At 46.6% G+C, this 17228-nt stretch carries 13 protein-coding genes and 2 tRNA genes; 11 read left to right on the top strand and 4 right to left on the bottom strand.

All coding sequences use genetic code 11. The annotated features are described in order from the left end of the window. Positions 1-51 precede the first annotated feature (51 nt). The 4 genes from MA2_RS03885 to gltA form a co-directional block, all read right to left on the bottom strand. Positions 52-127: transfer RNA gene (locus MA2_RS03885), tRNA-Gln, on the bottom strand. Positions 128-264: 137 nt separating this feature from the next. Beyond that, positions 265-340, bottom strand: a tRNA-Gln gene (locus tag MA2_RS03880). 60 nt (positions 341-400) lie between these two features. After that, a complete protein-coding gene (gene ispE / locus MA2_RS03875) occupies positions 401-1354 on the bottom strand; it encodes a 4-(cytidine 5'-diphospho)-2-C-methyl-D-erythritol kinase (protein WP_067056805.1) in 954 nt (317 codons plus the stop codon). A 172-nt stretch (positions 1355-1526) separates the two neighbouring features. Next, positions 1527-2819: a citrate synthase gene (gene gltA, locus MA2_RS03870; protein ID WP_067056802.1), complete on the bottom strand. Its 1293-nt coding sequence runs from the start codon at positions 2817-2819 to the stop codon at positions 1527-1529. 734 nt (positions 2820-3553) lie between these two features. Between gltA and sdhC the strand changes: the two genes are divergently transcribed. The 11 genes from sdhC (at position 3554) to MA2_RS03815 (ending at position 17080) form a co-directional block, all read left to right on the top strand. Then, positions 3554-3943, top strand: coding sequence for a succinate dehydrogenase, cytochrome b556 subunit (gene sdhC / locus MA2_RS03865; RefSeq protein WP_067056799.1), 390 nt, complete (start codon positions 3554-3556; stop codon positions 3941-3943). A gap of 21 nt (positions 3944-3964) precedes the next feature. Next, positions 3965-4306 carry a succinate dehydrogenase, hydrophobic membrane anchor protein gene (gene sdhD / locus MA2_RS03860; protein WP_067056796.1) on the top strand — a complete coding sequence of 114 codons (342 nt, stop codon included), beginning with the start codon at positions 3965-3967 and terminating at the stop codon, positions 4304-4306. A 165-nt stretch (positions 4307-4471) separates the two neighbouring features. Continuing rightward, the gene (gene sdhA, locus MA2_RS03855; protein ID WP_067056793.1) at positions 4472-6325 is read left to right on the top strand and encodes a succinate dehydrogenase flavoprotein subunit; all 1854 of its coding nucleotides are present in this window, start codon (positions 4472-4474) and stop codon (positions 6323-6325) included. Between the two features lie 187 nt (positions 6326-6512). Then, positions 6513-7223, top strand: a complete 711-nt coding sequence (locus MA2_RS03850) for a succinate dehydrogenase iron-sulfur subunit (protein ID WP_067056790.1) — start codon at positions 6513-6515, stop codon at positions 7221-7223. Positions 7224-7576: 353 nt separating this feature from the next. Next, positions 7577-10507, top strand: coding sequence for a 2-oxoglutarate dehydrogenase E1 component (locus MA2_RS03845; RefSeq protein WP_067056787.1), 2931 nt, complete (start codon positions 7577-7579; stop codon positions 10505-10507). Between the two features lie 132 nt (positions 10508-10639). Beyond that, the gene (odhB, locus tag MA2_RS03840; protein ID WP_067056783.1) at positions 10640-11920 is read left to right on the top strand and encodes a 2-oxoglutarate dehydrogenase complex dihydrolipoyllysine-residue succinyltransferase; all 1281 of its coding nucleotides are present in this window, start codon (positions 10640-10642) and stop codon (positions 11918-11920) included. A gap of 118 nt (positions 11921-12038) precedes the next feature. Next, positions 12039-13487: a dihydrolipoyl dehydrogenase gene (gene lpdA / locus MA2_RS03835; protein WP_067056780.1), complete on the top strand. Its 1449-nt coding sequence runs from the start codon at positions 12039-12041 to the stop codon at positions 13485-13487. A 138-nt stretch (positions 13488-13625) separates the two neighbouring features. Further along, positions 13626-14795, top strand: a complete 1170-nt coding sequence (sucC, locus tag MA2_RS03830; protein WP_067056776.1) for an ADP-forming succinate--CoA ligase subunit beta — start codon at positions 13626-13628, stop codon at positions 14793-14795. A gap of 43 nt (positions 14796-14838) precedes the next feature. Then, entirely contained in the window at positions 14839-15741 is a 903-nt protein-coding gene (sucD, locus tag MA2_RS03825; protein ID WP_067056773.1) for a succinate--CoA ligase subunit alpha, read from the top strand. Positions 15742-15878: 137 nt separating this feature from the next. Then, entirely contained in the window at positions 15879-16295 is a 417-nt protein-coding gene (locus MA2_RS03820; RefSeq protein ID WP_067056770.1) for a diacylglycerol kinase, read from the top strand. After that, positions 16292-17080 carry a DUF72 domain-containing protein gene (locus MA2_RS03815; protein ID WP_067057021.1) on the top strand — a complete coding sequence of 263 codons (789 nt, stop codon included), beginning with the start codon at positions 16292-16294 and terminating at the stop codon, positions 17078-17080. Before MA2_RS03820 ends, MA2_RS03815 begins: the two co-directional genes overlap by 4 nt. The last annotated feature ends 148 nt before the right edge of the window (positions 17081-17228 follow it).

The raw sequence follows: 17228 nt of genomic DNA, 5'->3' as shown, positions 1-17228 counted from the left end.
TACCCCATCATCAGAAAAACATAGGTCACTATGATAGAGTAAAATAAAAAATGGCAGGGGTAGCTGGACTCGAACCAACGGATGTCAGGATCAAAACCTGATGCCTTACCAACTTGGCGATACCCCTAAAGCTCGGCTGCAAAGCTAGTTCAGTGACTAACTAAGATGGCAATCTTACGCTGCGCACTATACCGATTTTGCAGGGTTTTGTCAATTTCTATCGTGATTAAATTTAAACACGCTATGACAAAAACCTAAAGAAGATGGCAGGGGTAGCTGGACTCGAACCAACGGATGTCAGGATCAAAACCTGATGCCTTACCAACTTGGCGATACCCCTATTTAGAAGCGTTATTTTAGCCGAAAATTTTTAAAAAGCAAGACTTTTGGTGAAAATAAATCAAATTTTTTCAATAAGTGGCGTAGCGTCTGGTGTATGCACCACAATAGCACGGCAGGGTGCGCGCTGTTGCCAATTTTGTAGGGTATGGTTGTCAATACCTTTTGGTAAAGGCAAAAACACGCTACCGCCTGAACCTGTCAAGCGAGCGGTGGTTTGGGTGGTTGCACTCAATATTTGCAAGTAGTTTAGTGCCGTCTGCACAGGTCGCGATAACTGGCTGACAACAGGCTCAAACACGTTACCAAACGGTGCGTTCATGTGGTCTAAGTAATCAGCTTGGCGTTGGTCAATATCGTGAAGTAACAGCGTTGGACAGTTGCGCCGCAAATCGCTGTGGGCAAAAAGGCGCGCGGTGTTGATGTGATCATCAGGCATCAATAATAAAAAACGCTGTGGCGGTAAGTCAATCGACGTGAGCTGCTCACCAATACCTTGTGCAATTGCATCTTGCCCAAAAATAAAAATGGGCACATCTGCGCCAAGCTTAGCCCCGATGGCTTGTAATTGCGTACTAGATAGCTGTAGTTGCCAAATTGTGTTGAGTAAGCGCAGTGCACTGGCACAATCTGATGATCCACCACCTAACCCTGCGCCCATTGGGATGCGTTTGCTAAGGTGTAGATTGATCGCAGGTAATGTGGCGATTTGATCGGGTGATAAAGTCTGATAAGCGTGTGCCAATAGAGCAGCAGCGGCTTTGATGATTAGATTATTGCGGATATTGTCAGTAATCGGCGTGTCACAAGTTAGGCTAACAAAATCTAGCACGTCTAGCGCAGCAGTATCTTGTCGTATGGTACGCTGGGCAGCTGAAACGCTCGCAATCAAGGTGTCACACAAATCAATCAGCCGAAACACAGTTTGTAAATTGTGGTAGCCATCGGCACGTTTACCTGTGATATGTAAAAACAGATTGATTTTGGCGGGGCAGGACACACGGTAGGTATTCATGGCAAATATTGGTTAAACACTAAATTGGTTAAACACTAAATTGGTTAAACACTAAAATGGTTAAACACTAAAATGATGGGCTAAATTGTAGCATGCTGGCAAGCAGACAGTAGTATTATGCATAAAAAAACCCAACACAAATGGTTGGGCTTTTGCGTACATCCAATATAAATTAGCGTTGTTCGACAGGTACAAAGTCGCGTTGGGTAGGTCCTGTGTAAAGCTGACGTGGACGACCGATTTTGTACGGTGCTGAGTGCATCTCGATCCAGTGGCTAATCCAACCTGCAGTACGCGCCAAGGCAAAAATCACGGTAAACATCGACGTTGGAATACCGATGGCTTTTAGGATAATACCTGAATAAAAATCAACGTTTGGATACAAATTACGCTCGATGAAGTACGGATCATTCAAAGCGATTTGCTCAAGTTTCATCGCCAGTTCAAGCTGCGGATCATTGATACCCAATGCGCCAAGCACTTCATCACATGTTTCTTTCATCACGCGCGCGCGTGGGTCGAAGTTTTTATAAACGCGGTGACCAAAGCCCATCAACTTGACTTCTTTGCGCTTAACTTTTTCCATGAAGTCATCGACATTCTCAACGCTGCCGATCTCATCTAGCATTTGCAATACCGCTTCGTTAGCCCCACCGTGTGCAGGTCCCCACAATGCAGCGATACCTGCTGCGATACACGCATAAGGATTAGCACCTGTAGAACCTGCTAGGCGTACGGTTGAGGTTGATGCGTTTTGCTCATGATCGGCGTGCAGGGTGAAAATCTTATCCATTGCTTTGGCAAGGATTGGATTAACTTTATAGTCTACGTCTGCGGGGGTGGCAAACATCATATACAAGAAGTTTTCAGCATAGCTTAAGTCATTGCGTGGGTACATAAACGGCTGACCTTGGCTATATTTATACGACATTGCCGCAATGGTAGGTACTTTAGCAATCAAGCGAATTGCTGTAATTTCGCGGTGATCTTCTTTGCTGACATCCAAGTTATTGTGATAAAACGCTGATAATGCGCCCATCACACCGACCATGATCGCCATGGGGTGCGCGTCACGGCGGAAACCTTCAAAAAACTTACGCAGCTGATCATTGACCATCGAGTGCGTGCTAACTTTATCATAAAAATCAGCTTTTTGCTCAGCGGTTGGCAATTCGCCATGCAATAGCGCGTAGCAGACTTCCAAATATTCAGCTTGATCAGCAAGCTGTTCAATGGGATACCCGCGATACAACAACACGCCTTTTTCACCATCAATATAAGTGATTTTTGATTCAACGGCAGCAGTCGCCATAAACCCTGGGTCGTACGACCAGTAGCCTGCTTGTTGCACGCCTTTAATATCTAGCACAGGGTTGCCAAGCGTGCCTTCAATAATAGGTAGTTCGTAGTCTTTGCCATCGACTTGCAAGGTAGCGGCCGACGTGGCGGTGTTATTGTCCGACATTGTCCTTTCCTCTGTTCGTGTACATTTTCTAAGTACGTGGTTATTAAAATCGTGCGAGCCAAGACCAAACGGTTTATGCCTTGTCGCTAGGGCAGTACACAGCTATGCAACAAAGGTCTGCTAGATAAAGCTGCGCATAAATTTTAGCTATATTAGCAGTATTTTAGGCAAAAAAGAAAGCAAATTGCAGTTTTGCAACAATTTGTCGCGAAAAAGTGCCGTTCTGTCACCAACTTTTGTTTAGATTTTAAGTTTTGCTACACAAGAATACCCAATCAATTTAGCAGACTAATCAATCTTATACAATAAATGTAGTTTTTTGTCGTTTTTGTTTGTAATTGTAAGCCAAGACTTCTATAATTAGGCAAATTTATTTATGCAATTTGGTTGAAAGCGAGCAAAAATAGGGATCAAAGAACCTTGATTCTATTTTACGTTACCATGATTGATGGCAAATCGCTTCACCCTCGATGTTTTAATCGGTACCAAGGTGGCGTATAGGGCTGATATCCTATGCTTGGCTTGATGTTAGGTAAGTCATCTGTGCTGCATGGTGCTGATTGACGCACTTAAAAAGGCTTAAAATCGGCTGTTTGTTAGCCAAAACAAGCCCAATGTGCGTGTAATCTTTGTATGACGCTAGCTATTCCTGATTTCGATGGTTGGGTGTGTCGGGCGAGGTGACCGTGACCTTGTGCCAACAGGCTCGACTATATCGACCCTGTAACTAAAGGATGCCCGCTGTGAAAAGCAATCGCCCTGTCGTTTTGCCGCTAAGTCTGGTGGTCGAGGTAAACTCAAAAAACCCCGTCGCTATGACATCGATTACCCACCGTGTCTCAGGTGTGGTGTTATTTTTGATGATTCCTGTGCTGCTGTGGGTGTTTCAACACTCATTGGCTACGCCTGAAGGTTTTGCCCATATTTTTGATAATATTTTGGTGCGCTTGTTGGTGTGGGTATTGGCAGCGGCAACTGGCTACCATTTTGTAATGGGTATCAAACATTTACTTGCCGATATGGGCATGAATGAAGAACTAAAAAGTGGGCGCACGGCAGCGATTGTCGGTTTTGTGATCGCGCTTCTTTGGGTATTGGCTTCATTTGTTTGGATTGTGTTGTAAGACACGGCAAGGGAGAATGCTATGAAAAGTGCAACAGGTTTGACAGGTTCGGGTACTCGCGACTGGGTGGTGCAGCGTATCAGCGCGGTGGTACTGGCGGTGTATGCGCTGGTGATGTTGTGTTGGTTTTTGACCCATGATCACACGTTTGAGTTGTGGCGCGGCTTTATGCTAAGCCTACCCATGCGCTTATTTAATCTACTGGCGATTTTAGCAATTGCCGCCCACGCTTGGGTTGGTATGTGGACGGTATTTACTGACTATGTCAAGTCAGGCGGTTTACGTTTTGTGCTACAAGCTGCGATGATTTTGGCATTGTTGGTATATGTGTTTTGGGGCGTGATGATTTTCTTTTTTTCATAAGATTTTTTGATAAAAAATTTTGTGTGTAACGTTCGCCCAAATGATTAAGTCGTTTTATACTGAGTTTGGCTTAAACGAATTGCTTGGCTAAGTGCTTGAATATTAACGTTATTTGGCAATACAATAGGCAGTATTAGACAAGCGCTATGAAATAGGAAACCCAACATGGCATTGGCACCAGACACCCCAATTAGTAATATCAAAACCCTGACCTTTGACGCTGTAATTGTTGGCGGTGGTGGTTCAGGTATGCGTGCGTCGCTACAGTTGGCACGCGGCGGCTTGAATGTCGCAGTTTTAACCAAAGTTTTTCCAACGCGTTCGCATACCGTGGCTGCACAGGGCGGTATTGGCGCAAGCCTTGGTAACATGAGTGAGGATAACTGGCATTTTCACTTTTATGATACCATCAAGGGATCAGACTGGCTTGGCGACCAAGACGCAATCGAATATATGTGCCGTGAAGCACCTAAGGTTGTGTACGAGCTTGAGCACATGGGTATGCCGTTTGACCGTAACGCCGATGGTACGATTTATCAACGCCCGTTTGGTGGTCATACTTCAAATTATGGCGAAAAAGCGGTGCAACGCGCGTGTGCGGCAGCTGACCGTACAGGGCACGCGCTATTGCATACTTTGTACCAAAAAAATCTTGAGCAAGGCACACAGTTTTTTGTTGAATGGATTGCGCTGGATTTAATCAAAGACGTGCATGGTAATATTGGTGGCGTGATTGCGCTTGACCAAGAAACAGGTGCGATTTCAGTTTTTCAAGCTAAAACCACGGTATTGGCGACAGGTGGAGCAGGACGAATTTTTGCTGCTTCAACCAATGCCTATATCAACACAGGTGATGGTCTAGGCATGGCGGTGCGCGCAGGTATTCCGCTACAAGATATGGAATTTTGGCAATTTCACCCAACAGGTGTGGCAGGCGCAGGGGTGCTATTGACCGAAGGTTGCCGCGGCGAAGGTGCGTTATTGCGTAACAAAGACGGTGAAGCGTTCATGGAGCGTTACGCGCCAACTTTGAAAGACTTGGCACCGCGTGATTTCGTATCACGCTCGATGGACCAAGAGATCAAAGAAGGACGCGGTATGGGCCCAAACGGTGACTATGTCGTGCTAGACATGACTCACTTGGGTGTGGATACCATCATGAAACGCTTGCCATCGGTATATGAAATTGGCAAGAACTTTGCGAACGTGGATATCACCAAAGAGCCAATTCCTGTTGTACCAACCATTCACTATCAAATGGGTGGTATTCCAACCAATATCCATGGGCAGGTGATGGTGCCTGACTTAGAAGCAGGCACGGATGAAAACGGGTTGTATGCTAAGCAAAAAATCGTCAAAGGCTTGTATGCAATTGGTGAATGCTCGTGCGTATCGGTGCACGGTGCTAATCGTCTAGGTACCAACTCACTGCTGGACTTGGTGGTCTTTGGTCGTGCGGCAGGACAGCATATTATTGATGAATTTCATGCCGCTGACCGTCACGAATATGAGCCGTTACCAAGCGACGTATTAGACAAAACGCTTAAGCGTTTAGACGGCCTGCAACAATCAACCGACGGCTTGAACGCACAAGATGTCGCCGATGAAATTCGTCGCACTATGCAGCAGCATGCAGGTGTGTTCCGCACACAGGCGATGATGGATGAAGGTGTGCAAAAAATCCTAGCTTTAGAAAGCAAGGTCAATCAGATTCATTTGGTGGATAAATCGCAGGTGTTTAATACCGCGCGTATCGAGGCGCTAGAGGTGGCTAACTTGTATGAAGTTGCCAAAGCGACCATGATTTCAGCTTCATTACGTCATGAATGCCGTGGCGCGCACGCGGTGCTAGATTATGAGCGTCCTGACGATGACCCTTATGCACCACTAGGACGTAATGACCACGAGTGGATGAAACATACCTTGTGGTACTCCGAAGGCAATCGTGTGATTTATAAACCTGTACGTACCACACCGCTGACTGCAAAATACATTGAGCCAAAAGTTCGTACGTTCTAATATCGATCAGTTCATTTGGGCTTGTCAATATGTGGATAAGCCTGAATAAAGTTTTAGCCGATGGTGTACCAAGCCGCTTAGCCAATACACCATCTTGCCAACTATCAGCGTTTAGCCATAAAACGATCTCGTCATGGCAGTAAGGCAATAAACGCGACCAATAAATCAGTTGTGTGGAGTTAGCACTATGAGCCGAGGTACTCGCACCATCGAAATTTTCCGCTACGATCCTGATCGGGACGCAGCGCCACGTATGCAAACTTATACGATTGAGCTACTTGATAGCGATCGTATGTTGTTAGATGTATTGGTTCGTCTAAAAAAAATGGACGAAACTTTGACATTCCGCCGTTCATGCCGCGAGGGCATCTGCGGTTCGGACGGTATGAACATCAACGGCAAAAATGGTTTGTCATGCTTGATCAACATGAACACCTTGCCTGAAAAAATCACCTTGCGCCCCTTACCAGGCTTGCCTGTGATCCGTGACTTGGTTGTGGACATGAACCAGTTTTATGAGCAGTATGAAAAGGTTCATCCGTACTTGATCAACGACCAACCTGCACCACCAACCGAGCGTTTACAATCACCTGAAGAGCGTGAAAAGCTAAACGGTCTGTATGAGTGTATTTTGTGCGCATGTTGTTCAACCAGCTGCCCATCATTTTGGTGGAACCCTGATAAATTCTTAGGGCCTTCTGCGCTGCTTAACGGCTATCGCTTTGTGGCAGATAGCCGTGACACTGACACCCAAGAGCGTTTAGCACGCTTGGATGACCCGTTTAGTCTATTTCGCTGCCGTGGTATCATGAACTGCGTGTCAGTTTGTCCAAAAGGTCTAAATCCGACCCGTGCCATCGGGCATTTGCGCAGCATGCTGCTTGAACAAGCAGGCTAACAACGAGCATAACTCAATAAAACCTCAGTGTTACTGGGGTTTTTTTGTTGTGTGATTTTTATGGGGTCGTTTTTGATTAGGCAGCCAAGCAAGTGCTAAGGCTAAGTTTTTTCAACAAAAAAAGAACATTAAGCGCAGCACGCTGACTAGCAAATGCGTTATCATATAGTAGAAAACTATAAATTTACTGCGCTCATCGTGCATTATAGTCATCGATAACGGGTATTTTTTAAATTTATACTATATATTTTTTGGCGAAATTCGATGATCTAGCAATTGATGTTACGCTATAGCTTAAAAAATATACCACCATTTCGTTCAAATTCAATGTTGCATAATTAAAGAAGCCGATTATGACTCAATCTCAACATACCGATTCACCAGCGGCACGCTTTACTGAGCTGTCTGCTGATAATGCTGCTTATCTTGAAGCCTTGTATGAACAGTATACCCAAGACCCAGGCAGTGTTGATCCCAGTTATTTACCTTACTTTGAGCAGTTTGCCAGCGATAACGATGACAAAGCGCTGTACAACGCCATTCAAGACCAATTCGTGCTGCTAGCGCGTAACACCACTGCCGCTAAACCAAACTCAGTGAGTAGCGCAAGCGGCAGCGGTGAATGCAGCATCGAAGAGCTTAAAGAGTTTAGCCAACACCAGATGGGTGTGCAAAAGCTGATTACAAGCTATCGCCGTCGTGGGCATCGTTTAGCAAAGCTTGACCCACTAGGCTTGATGCCACGTCCACAAATCGAAGAACTGACGCTTGAGTATCATGGTCTGTCAGAAGCGGATTTGGACACGGTATATCCTGTCAGTGACATGCATATTGGCAAGTCAAAAGCAACTTTGCGTGAAATTATTGAAGTTTTGCAGCGCGTGTATTGCAGCAGTATTGGCTCAGAGCATTTTCACGTCACCACTGCTAAAGAAAAGCGTTGGATAGAGCAGTATCTTGAGCAAAATTTGGGCTACATCGATTTTAGCAACGAAAAACGCGAATCAATCCTTGAGCGTCTAACCGCTGCTGAAGGGTTAGAAAAATACTTGGCGCGTAAGTACACGGGCGTTAAGCGTTTTGGTCTTGAAGGTGGCGAAAGCTTTATCCCGATGGTACATGAGATGATCCAGCGTGCTGGTGAAAACGGTACCAAAGAGATGGTTATCGGCATGGCGCACCGTGGACGCCTGAACTTGTTGGTCAATATCTTGGGTAAAAATCCTAAAGATTTGTTTGATGAATTCGATGGTAAAGTTGCGCCAAAACATGGTTCAGGTGACGTCAAATACCATAAAGGTTTTTCGTCAAACGTAATGACCCCTGGTGGTGAAGCGCACTTGGCACTGGCGTTTAACCCATCGCATTTAGAAATCGTATCACCTGTACTGATCGGTTCGGTGCGTGCGCGTCAAGTACGCCGTGAAGACACCACAGGTAACCAAGTACTGCCAATCGTGGTACATGGTGATGCGGCATTTGCAGGTCAAGGGGTGAACCAAGAAACGTTCCAAATGTCACAAACACGCGCGTATGCAACAGGCGGTACGATTCATATCGTTATTAACAACCAAATCGGTTTTACCACCAGTCGTCTTGAAGATGCGCGTTCAACTGAATATTGTACCGACATCGCCAAAATGGTACATGCGCCGATTTTCCATGTAAATGGTGATGATCCTGACGCGGTGGTATTCATCGCCCAACTGGCACATGACTACCGTAAGACATTCCACAAAGACATCGTGGTTGATTTGTATTGCTACCGCCGTAACGGTCATAACGAGGCAGATGAGCCTTCAGCGACTCAACCATTGATGTACAAAGTCATCCGTGCGCTACCATCAACACGCGAAATATATGCCAAAAAACTGGTAGACGCTAAGGTAATCACCGAACAGCAAGCAACTGAGCTTGAAGATACTTATCGTGAGTCATTGGATAAAGGTGAGTACGTAGCCAGTGCGCTTGTGATGGAGCCTAACCGCTCGTTGTTTGTCGATTGGACACCGTATTTGGGTCATGAATTGGTCGATGAATGGGATACAGGTGTCAGCATTGAGCAGCTAAAAGCCTATGGCGAGCGCATGGCACAGCTACCTGAAGGCTTTGAGCTTCAGCGCCAGGTCAAAAAAGTCGTTGAGCAACGCCTTGCGATGCAGACTGGTGAAGAACCGTTGAACTGGGGTGCGGCTGAAACTTTGGCGTATGCGTCATTGGTTGATGCAGGTCATCCGGTACGTATCACAGGCGAGGACGTGGGGCGCGGTACTTTCTCACACCGTCATGCTGAGCTGTATAACGTCCAAGACGGACAAATGTATGTTCCATTGGCAAATCTTAACCCCGAACAAGCGCGCTTTGATACGTTCAACTCGCTGCTATCAGAAGAGGCGGTGCTGGCATTTGAATATGGCTATGCCACTACAACTCCAAACGCGTTGGTGATTTGGGAAGCCCAGTTTGGTGACTTTGCCAACGGTGCACAGGTGGTTATTGATCAGTTTATCTCAAGTGGGGAGACCAAGTGGCAACGTCTATGTGGCTTGACCATGCTATTGCCACATGGCTATGAAGGGCAAGGCCCTGAGCATTCATCGGCGCGTCTAGAGCGTTACTTGCAGTTGTGTGCTGAAGACAATATGCAGGTTATCACGCCGACTACACCTGCACAGATTTTCCACGCGCTGCGTCGCCAAGTATTGCGTCCTGCCCGTAAGCCATTGATTGTGATGTCACCTAAGAGCTTGCTGCGCCACAAATTGGCGGTATCAACGCTTGATGAACTGGCAAATGGTCGTTTTGAAACGGTCATCTCAGAGATTGATGACCTAAATGCCGATCAGGTCACACGTTTAGTATTCTGTGGTGGTAAGGTATACTATGATCTACTGGAAAAACGCCGCGAGCTTGGACTAAACAATGTTGCTTTGGTGCGCATTGAGCAGTTATATCCGCTACCTGAAGAGCGCATGCTTGAGGAAGTGAAAAAATATCCAAACCTTGAAGATATCGTATGGGCACAAGAAGAGCCGCGTAACCAAGGGGCGTGGTACTATATTGCACCGCATATGTTCCGCCTATTTGCGCCACCAAAACCTGCCAAACGTCCAAGTAAAGCGTACTTGCGTGAGCCTGTCGCTCGTCCATCGTCGGCGGCACCTGCAGCAGGCTTGATGCAAATGCACGTTGAGCAGCAAAAACGTGTGGTTAATGAGGCACTTGGCATCGATGAGCAACAAGCCGATGATAAGGCAAGCGCAAAAGATTTAGAGAACAAATAAAAATTCGGGCAATACCATGTATTGCCCTGATTTGTGTGAAAAAATTGAGCATAGCTTAAACCGTAATACCTTAAAAAACCCAACGAACGAAAGATTTGCATTAAACGAACTGATTACATCAGGAGCATTAAAATGAGCGAAATTAAAGCCCCCGTATTCCCAGAATCGGTTGCCGATGGCACGATTGTTAGCTGGAACTTTGCCGAAGGTGACCAAGTTAAGCGTGATGATGTATTGGCAGAGATTGAAACCGATAAAGTTGTGCTAGAAGTTGTTGCCCAAAATGACGGCGTACTAAGCAAAATCGTCAAGCAAGTTGATGATACCGTATTATCTGATGAAGTCATTGGTGAATTAAGCGAAGGCGCGACCAGCGAAAAATCAAGCGATGATGCTGCGGCAGATAACAAACAAGCGCAAGAAAAATCATCTGATAGTCAATCAGATCAAGGCACTACCGTACCACCAGAGTCGGTAGCAGCCCCTGTGCAAGCCAAATCTGACGCGAGCAACGCTAGCGGTGAGCAGCCACACAAAGACCAAAGCCCAGCGGTACGCAAAGCAGCCAATACCACGGGTGTGAATCCTGCCGATGTTGAAGGCACAGGTCGTGGTGGTCGTGTGACCAAGCAAGACATGGCAAATCCAACCCTAAAAGCCAATGCTAACATCAAAGCAGATAATGGTCAGGCAGTGGCCGATGCGGTAGGACAGCGCGCGGACAAACGTGTGCCAATGACTCGCTTGCGCCAACGCGTAGCAGAGCGCTTGATGTCAGCTACCCAAGAAACCGCGATGTTGACAACATTCAACGAAGTCAATATGAAGCCGATCATGGATATGCGCAGCCAGTACAAAGAGCGTTTTGAAAAACGTCATGGTGTAAAACTTGGCTTCATGTCATTGTTTGTTAAAGCAGCAACCGAAGCCTTAAAACGCTTCCCAGCAGTGAATGCCTCGATCGATGGTAATGATATCGTGTATCATGGCTACTATGATGTAGGTGTAGCGGTATCAACCGATCGCGGTTTGGTAGTGCCTGTATTGCGCGATACTGACCAAATGAGCATGGCAGATATCGAGCGTGGTATCGGTGACTATGCCAGCAAAGCGCGTGAAGGCAAACTTGGTATCGACGAGATGACAGGCGGTACGTTCACCATCACCAATGGCGGTGTGTTTGGTTCATTGCTATCAACGCCGATCTTGAACCCACCACAAACTGCTATCTTGGGTATGCACAAAATCCAAGAGCGTCCTATGGCAGTCAATGGTCAAGTGGTAATTTTACCAATGATGTACTTGGCACTGTCATACGATCATCGGATGATTGACGGTAAAGAAGCGGTACAATTCTTGGTGACAATCAAAGAGTTGGTTGAAGATCCAGCCATGTTATTGCTAGATTTGTAATGGCTAGCAAGCGTGATCATGAGTTTTTAAGTAATAAGGCTTATTTTTTAATAAGCCTTATTGTCGAAAAATTAAGCAATTTTCTACCATTAGTATATTCAATAGATTAGGATAAATTATGAAAGATTCATACGATTTAATTGTCATTGGTGGCGGTCCTGGCGGCTATGAAGCAGCAATCCGTGCAGGTCAGCTTGGCATGAGTGTGGCATGTATCGAAAAACGCGTGCACAAAGGCGAGCCAGCATTGGGTGGTACCTGTCTAAACGTCGGCTGTATTCCATCAAAAGCCTTGCTTGATAGCTCACATCGTTATGAAATGATCAAAGATGAAGTAGAAGAACACGGTATCAGCACGGGTGAAGTTGCCATTGATATCAGCAAAATGTTGTCACGTAAAGACGCGGTTGTTAAGCAATTGACAGGCGGTGTGGCAGCGTTGCTAAAAGGTAACAAAGCTGACTGGCTACAAGGTACAGGAACGCTAATTGACGGCAAAGGTGAAGACAAAAAAGTTCAATTTACCCCATTAGATGGTGGTGAAGCGGTAACTTTGACCGCTAAAAATGTGATTTTGGCATCAGGTTCGGTGCCAATCGATATTCCTGTTGCGCCGATTGATCATGAGTATATCGTTGATTCAACAGGTGCGCTTGATTTTCCTGAAGTGCCTGCGCGTCTAGGCGTGATTGGTGCAGGTGTGATTGGGCTTGAGCTGGGTTCGGTATGGCGTCGTCTGGGTGCAGAAGTCGTTATCTATGAAGCCATGCCAACGTTCTTGGCAGCAGCAGACAGCGCGGTGAGCAAAGAAGCGATGAAGCTTTTGACCAAACAAGGTTTGGATATCCGCCTTGATACCAAGGTTACCAATGCTGAAGTCAAAGATGGCAAAGTGGTCGTTACCACCGATGCCAAAGGCGAGACTCAAGAAGAAACCTTTGATAAGCTTATTGTATGCGTGGGTCGCCGTGCGTATAAAGAAAACTTGCTGGGTGAAGACGCTGGTGTTGAATTGACAGAACGCGGTCTAGTAGCCGTCAATGACTACTGCAAAACCAACCTTGATGGTGTGTACGCTATCGGTGACTTGGTGCGTGGACCAATGCTTGCCCATAAAGCGATGGAAGAAGGCATGATGGCGGTTGAGCGCATTCATGGCGAAAAAGTTCAAGTCAATTATGATGCCATCATCAGCGTGATTTATACGCACCCTGAGATTGCATGGGTAGGCTTGACCGAAGAGCAAGCACGTGCCCGTGGATATGAAGTCAAAACAGGTTCATTCAACCTATCTGCCAACGGTCGTGCCTTGGCACAAGGTGAGGGCGTAGGTGTGACTAAGGTCGTAGCAGATGCGAAGACTGATCGTCTGCTGGGTCTGCACATGGTAGGCGTGGGAGCAGGCGACATCGTTCATCAAGGCGTGATTGCCTTAGAGTTTGTGTCAAGCGTAGAAGACCTACAACTTATGACATTCGCTCACCCAACCATTTCAGAAGCGGTTCACGAGGCGGCATTGTCAGCCGATGGTCGCGCGATTCACGCCATTCAGCGTAAACGCAAATAAACGCGGCTTGATATAAATAAGTTTTGCCAAGCCTAGTCAAATCGTCTGCCTAAGTCATACAGGCGATTTGGTAATATAATGAACAAGTTATCATCACTTTTATAGACAATTTTTAACAGCAAACATGAGGATAAATTCATGAATTTACATGAGTATCAAGCCAAAGAACTTCTTGCTAAATACGGTTTGCCTGTGCAACAAGGTATTTTGGCGCACAATGGCGAGGAAGCCGCACAAGCATTTGATCAAATGGGTGGCAAATTTGCCGTTATCAAAGCGCAAGTACACGCAGGTGGTCGCGGTAAAGCAGGCGGCGTCAAGGTTGTTAAATCACGCGAAGAAGCCAAAGAAGTTGCCGATAGCCTAATCGGTACCAACTTGGTAACTTACCAAACTGACGCCAACGGTCAACCTGTAAACAGCGTGTTGGTTGCCGAAGACATGTACCCTGTACAAACCGAACTATACCTAGGGGCGGTGGTAGATCGTTCGGCGCGTCGTGTGGTGTTCATGGCATCAACCGAAGGCGGCGTTGAGATCGAAAAGGTTGCCGAAGAAACCCCTGAAAAAATCATCAAAGTGGTGGTGGATCCATTGGTTGGTTTGATGCCAAACCAAGCGCGTGAAGTGGCATTCAAACTGGGTCTAAAAGACAAGCAAGTCAATGCATTTGCTAAATTGATGACAGGTGCATACCGCGCATTCATCGAAAATGACTTTGCCCTATTTGAAATCAACCCACTAGCCGTGCGTGAAAATGGTGACTTGGCGTGTGTGGATGCCAAAGTTGGTATCGACTCAAACGCGTTGTACCGCTTGCCAAACGTCGCTGAACTTCGCGATAAGAGCCAAGAAAATGAGCGCGAGCTTAAAGCGTCTGAATTTGACCTAAACTACGTTGCACTCGAGGGCAATATCGGCTGTATGGTCAATGGCGCAGGCCTTGCCATGGCAACCATGGATATCATCAAGCTATACGGTGGACAACCTGCTAACTTCCTAGACGTGGGCGGCGGTGCGACCAAAGAGCGCGTGATTGAAGCGTTTAAAATCATCTTGGATGACGACTCAGTCAAAGCCGTGTTAATTAACATCTTTGGCGGTATCGTACGCTGTGACATGATTGCTGAAGCTATTATCGCGGCGGTCAAAGAAGTCAATGTGACTGTGCCTGTCGTGGTGCGTCTTGAGGGCAACAACGCTGAATTAGGCGCAAAACTGCTTGACGAGTCAGGCTTGAAATTGATTTCAGCACAAGGCTTGTCAGACGCAGGTAAAAAAGTCGTTGAAGCCGTGCAAAACGCTTAATGCAATAGATTGATAAAATTTTGTTAAAATAAAAGGAACAACCATGAGTGTATTGATTGATAAAGACACCAAAGTGTTGGTGCAAGGTTTTACGGGTAAAAACGGTACGTTCCACTCAGAACAAGCCATCGAATACGGTACCAAAGTAGTCGGCGGTGTGACCCCAGGTAAAGGCGGGACTACTCACCTAGGCTTGCCTGTGTTCAACACCATGGATGAAGCGGTTAAGGAGACAGGCGCAGACGCATCAGTGATCTATGTACCTGCACCATTCGTGTTGGATTCAGTGGTTGAAGCCATTGACTCTGGCGTTAAATTGATCGTCATCATCACCGAAGGCGTGCCAACGCTTGACATGCTAAAAGCCAAACGCTATCTAGAAAACGTCAATGCAGACTTGACCGAAAAAGGCGAGCCAATCGTGCGTATCGTTGGGCCAAACTGCCCTGGCGTGATTACCCCCGGTGAGTGCAAAATCGGCATCATGCCAGGTCACATCCATCAACCCGGCAAAGTGGGTATCATCTCACGCTCAGGTACTTTGACCTATGAAGCCGTGGCACAAACCACCAAATTGGGCTTTGGTCAATCAACCTGTATCGGTATCGGTGGCGACCCCATCCCTGGTATGAACCAAATTGACGCGCTAAAACTGTTCCAAGATGACCCACAAACCGAAGCCATCGTATTGATTGGTGAAATCGGTGGTACGGCAGAAGAAGAAGCGGCAGCGTACATTAAAGAACACGTCACCAAACCTGTGATTGGCTACATCGCTGGTGTGACAGCGCCAAAAGGTAAGCGTATGGGACACGCAGGCGCGATCATCTCAGGCGGTAAAGGCACAGCCGAAGAGAAATTCAAAGCGTTTGAAGACGCAGGTATCGCCTACACCCGTGACCCATCAAAAATCGGTGAAAAAGTAAAAGAAGTGACAGGTTGGTAACCCCTACTTGCGCTTTTAACGGCACAAAAACAGCTGGTCAATGACTGGCTGTTTTTTTATGTTTAGCACGCAAGATGGCTGCCTATCTGTCACAAATTCCAGTAAACTAAGCGCAATTGTCCTTATTTTTAAACATTATGAACCAGTCATCTAAATCCTCGAACCCTACCAACCTAACAGGCTATGCCGCCGAAGCCAAGGGTAAAACCGGCGTGATGCGGATTATCAAAGCGGCAGGTTATTCACGCGATGGTTTTTTGGCGGCATACCACAATGAGGCAGCGTTTCGGCAAGTGACATGGCTCAATGCCGCGCTGCTGGTTGTGTTGGTATTTATGCCGTTTGACCTTGTGGTCAAGATGGTGTTGGTGCTTGCGTCGTTTTTTTCGGTGGTGGTTGAGCTGTTTAATACCGCCATTGAAGCGGCGATCGACCACACGTCGACCGAACGCCATCCGCTTGCTAAAATTGCCAAAGACGTGGGCTCTGCGGCGCAGTTGATGGCACTTTTGCTATTGGCATTGCTGTGGGCAATGGCGGTGTGGCAGCGATGACGATTTATTTAGGCACAGGTGGCTACAGTGACACGGATTTGCTTGGTGTGTTGTACCCGCTTAAGACCAAAAAAACCGATTTTTTGCAGACGTATGCCGCGCATTATACCAGTGTAGAAATCAATAGCAGTTTTTATGCCCCACTTGGGCGTAAGGCGTTTGAGGGTATGCTGACAAAGTCTGCTGGGCAGGTCAAGTTTGCCATCAAGCTGCATCAAGATTTTAGCCATACCTTGCGCGCAACAAGTGACACCGCGCAGGTATTTTTACAGGCTATTGCACCGATTTGCCAGCGTGATTGTTTGGCGGCGTTGTTGCTGCAGTTTCCGCACGGTTTTGACCGCACGATTGAGCATCGGCGTTATTTGGCGCGCTTGGTCGGTTGGTTTGCTGATCTGCCACTGGCGATTGAATTTCGTCACGCCAGTTGGCACACACCACAAGTATATCGCAGCTTTGCCGAGCAGGGGCTGATTTGGTGCAGTGTGGATTATCCCGATATTTCAGGGTTGCCCGACAGTCGGCTACTATTTACCAGTCGCACGGGCTATTTGCGCTTGCATGGTAAAAACCCGAATTGGTGGGACGCACACAGCGCCAGTGAACGCCATGATTATCGCTACAGCCAAGATCAAATGCAGGCATGGGCACAATCCATTGCCAATCAGCGCGCGAATTTTGATACGTTATTTGTGTATTTTGAAAATACTGTCAAAGGGCATGCGGTGTATAATATCGCCATGTTGCGCCAAGCCTTACAAACACTAGGTTTGCAGGTGCTTTAGTTTGTTGGGAATTTACAAGGTAGAAAAAAGGCGTTAAAACGTTGAAAATACGCGCTAAACCTTGATTTTACTCACTTGGCACGCATCATAATCAAATGCCAAGGTGTGCTATATTGCCAAATTGAGACAAACAAGGCACAACAATAGG

This window comes from Moraxella atlantae NBRC 14588, assembly GCF_001591265.1.
Classification (GTDB): Bacteria; Pseudomonadota; Gammaproteobacteria; order Pseudomonadales; family Moraxellaceae; genus Faucicola; species Faucicola atlantae.
Note: the sequence above shows the minus strand (reverse complement) of the source record. Positions and strands in the feature narration are given on the sequence as shown.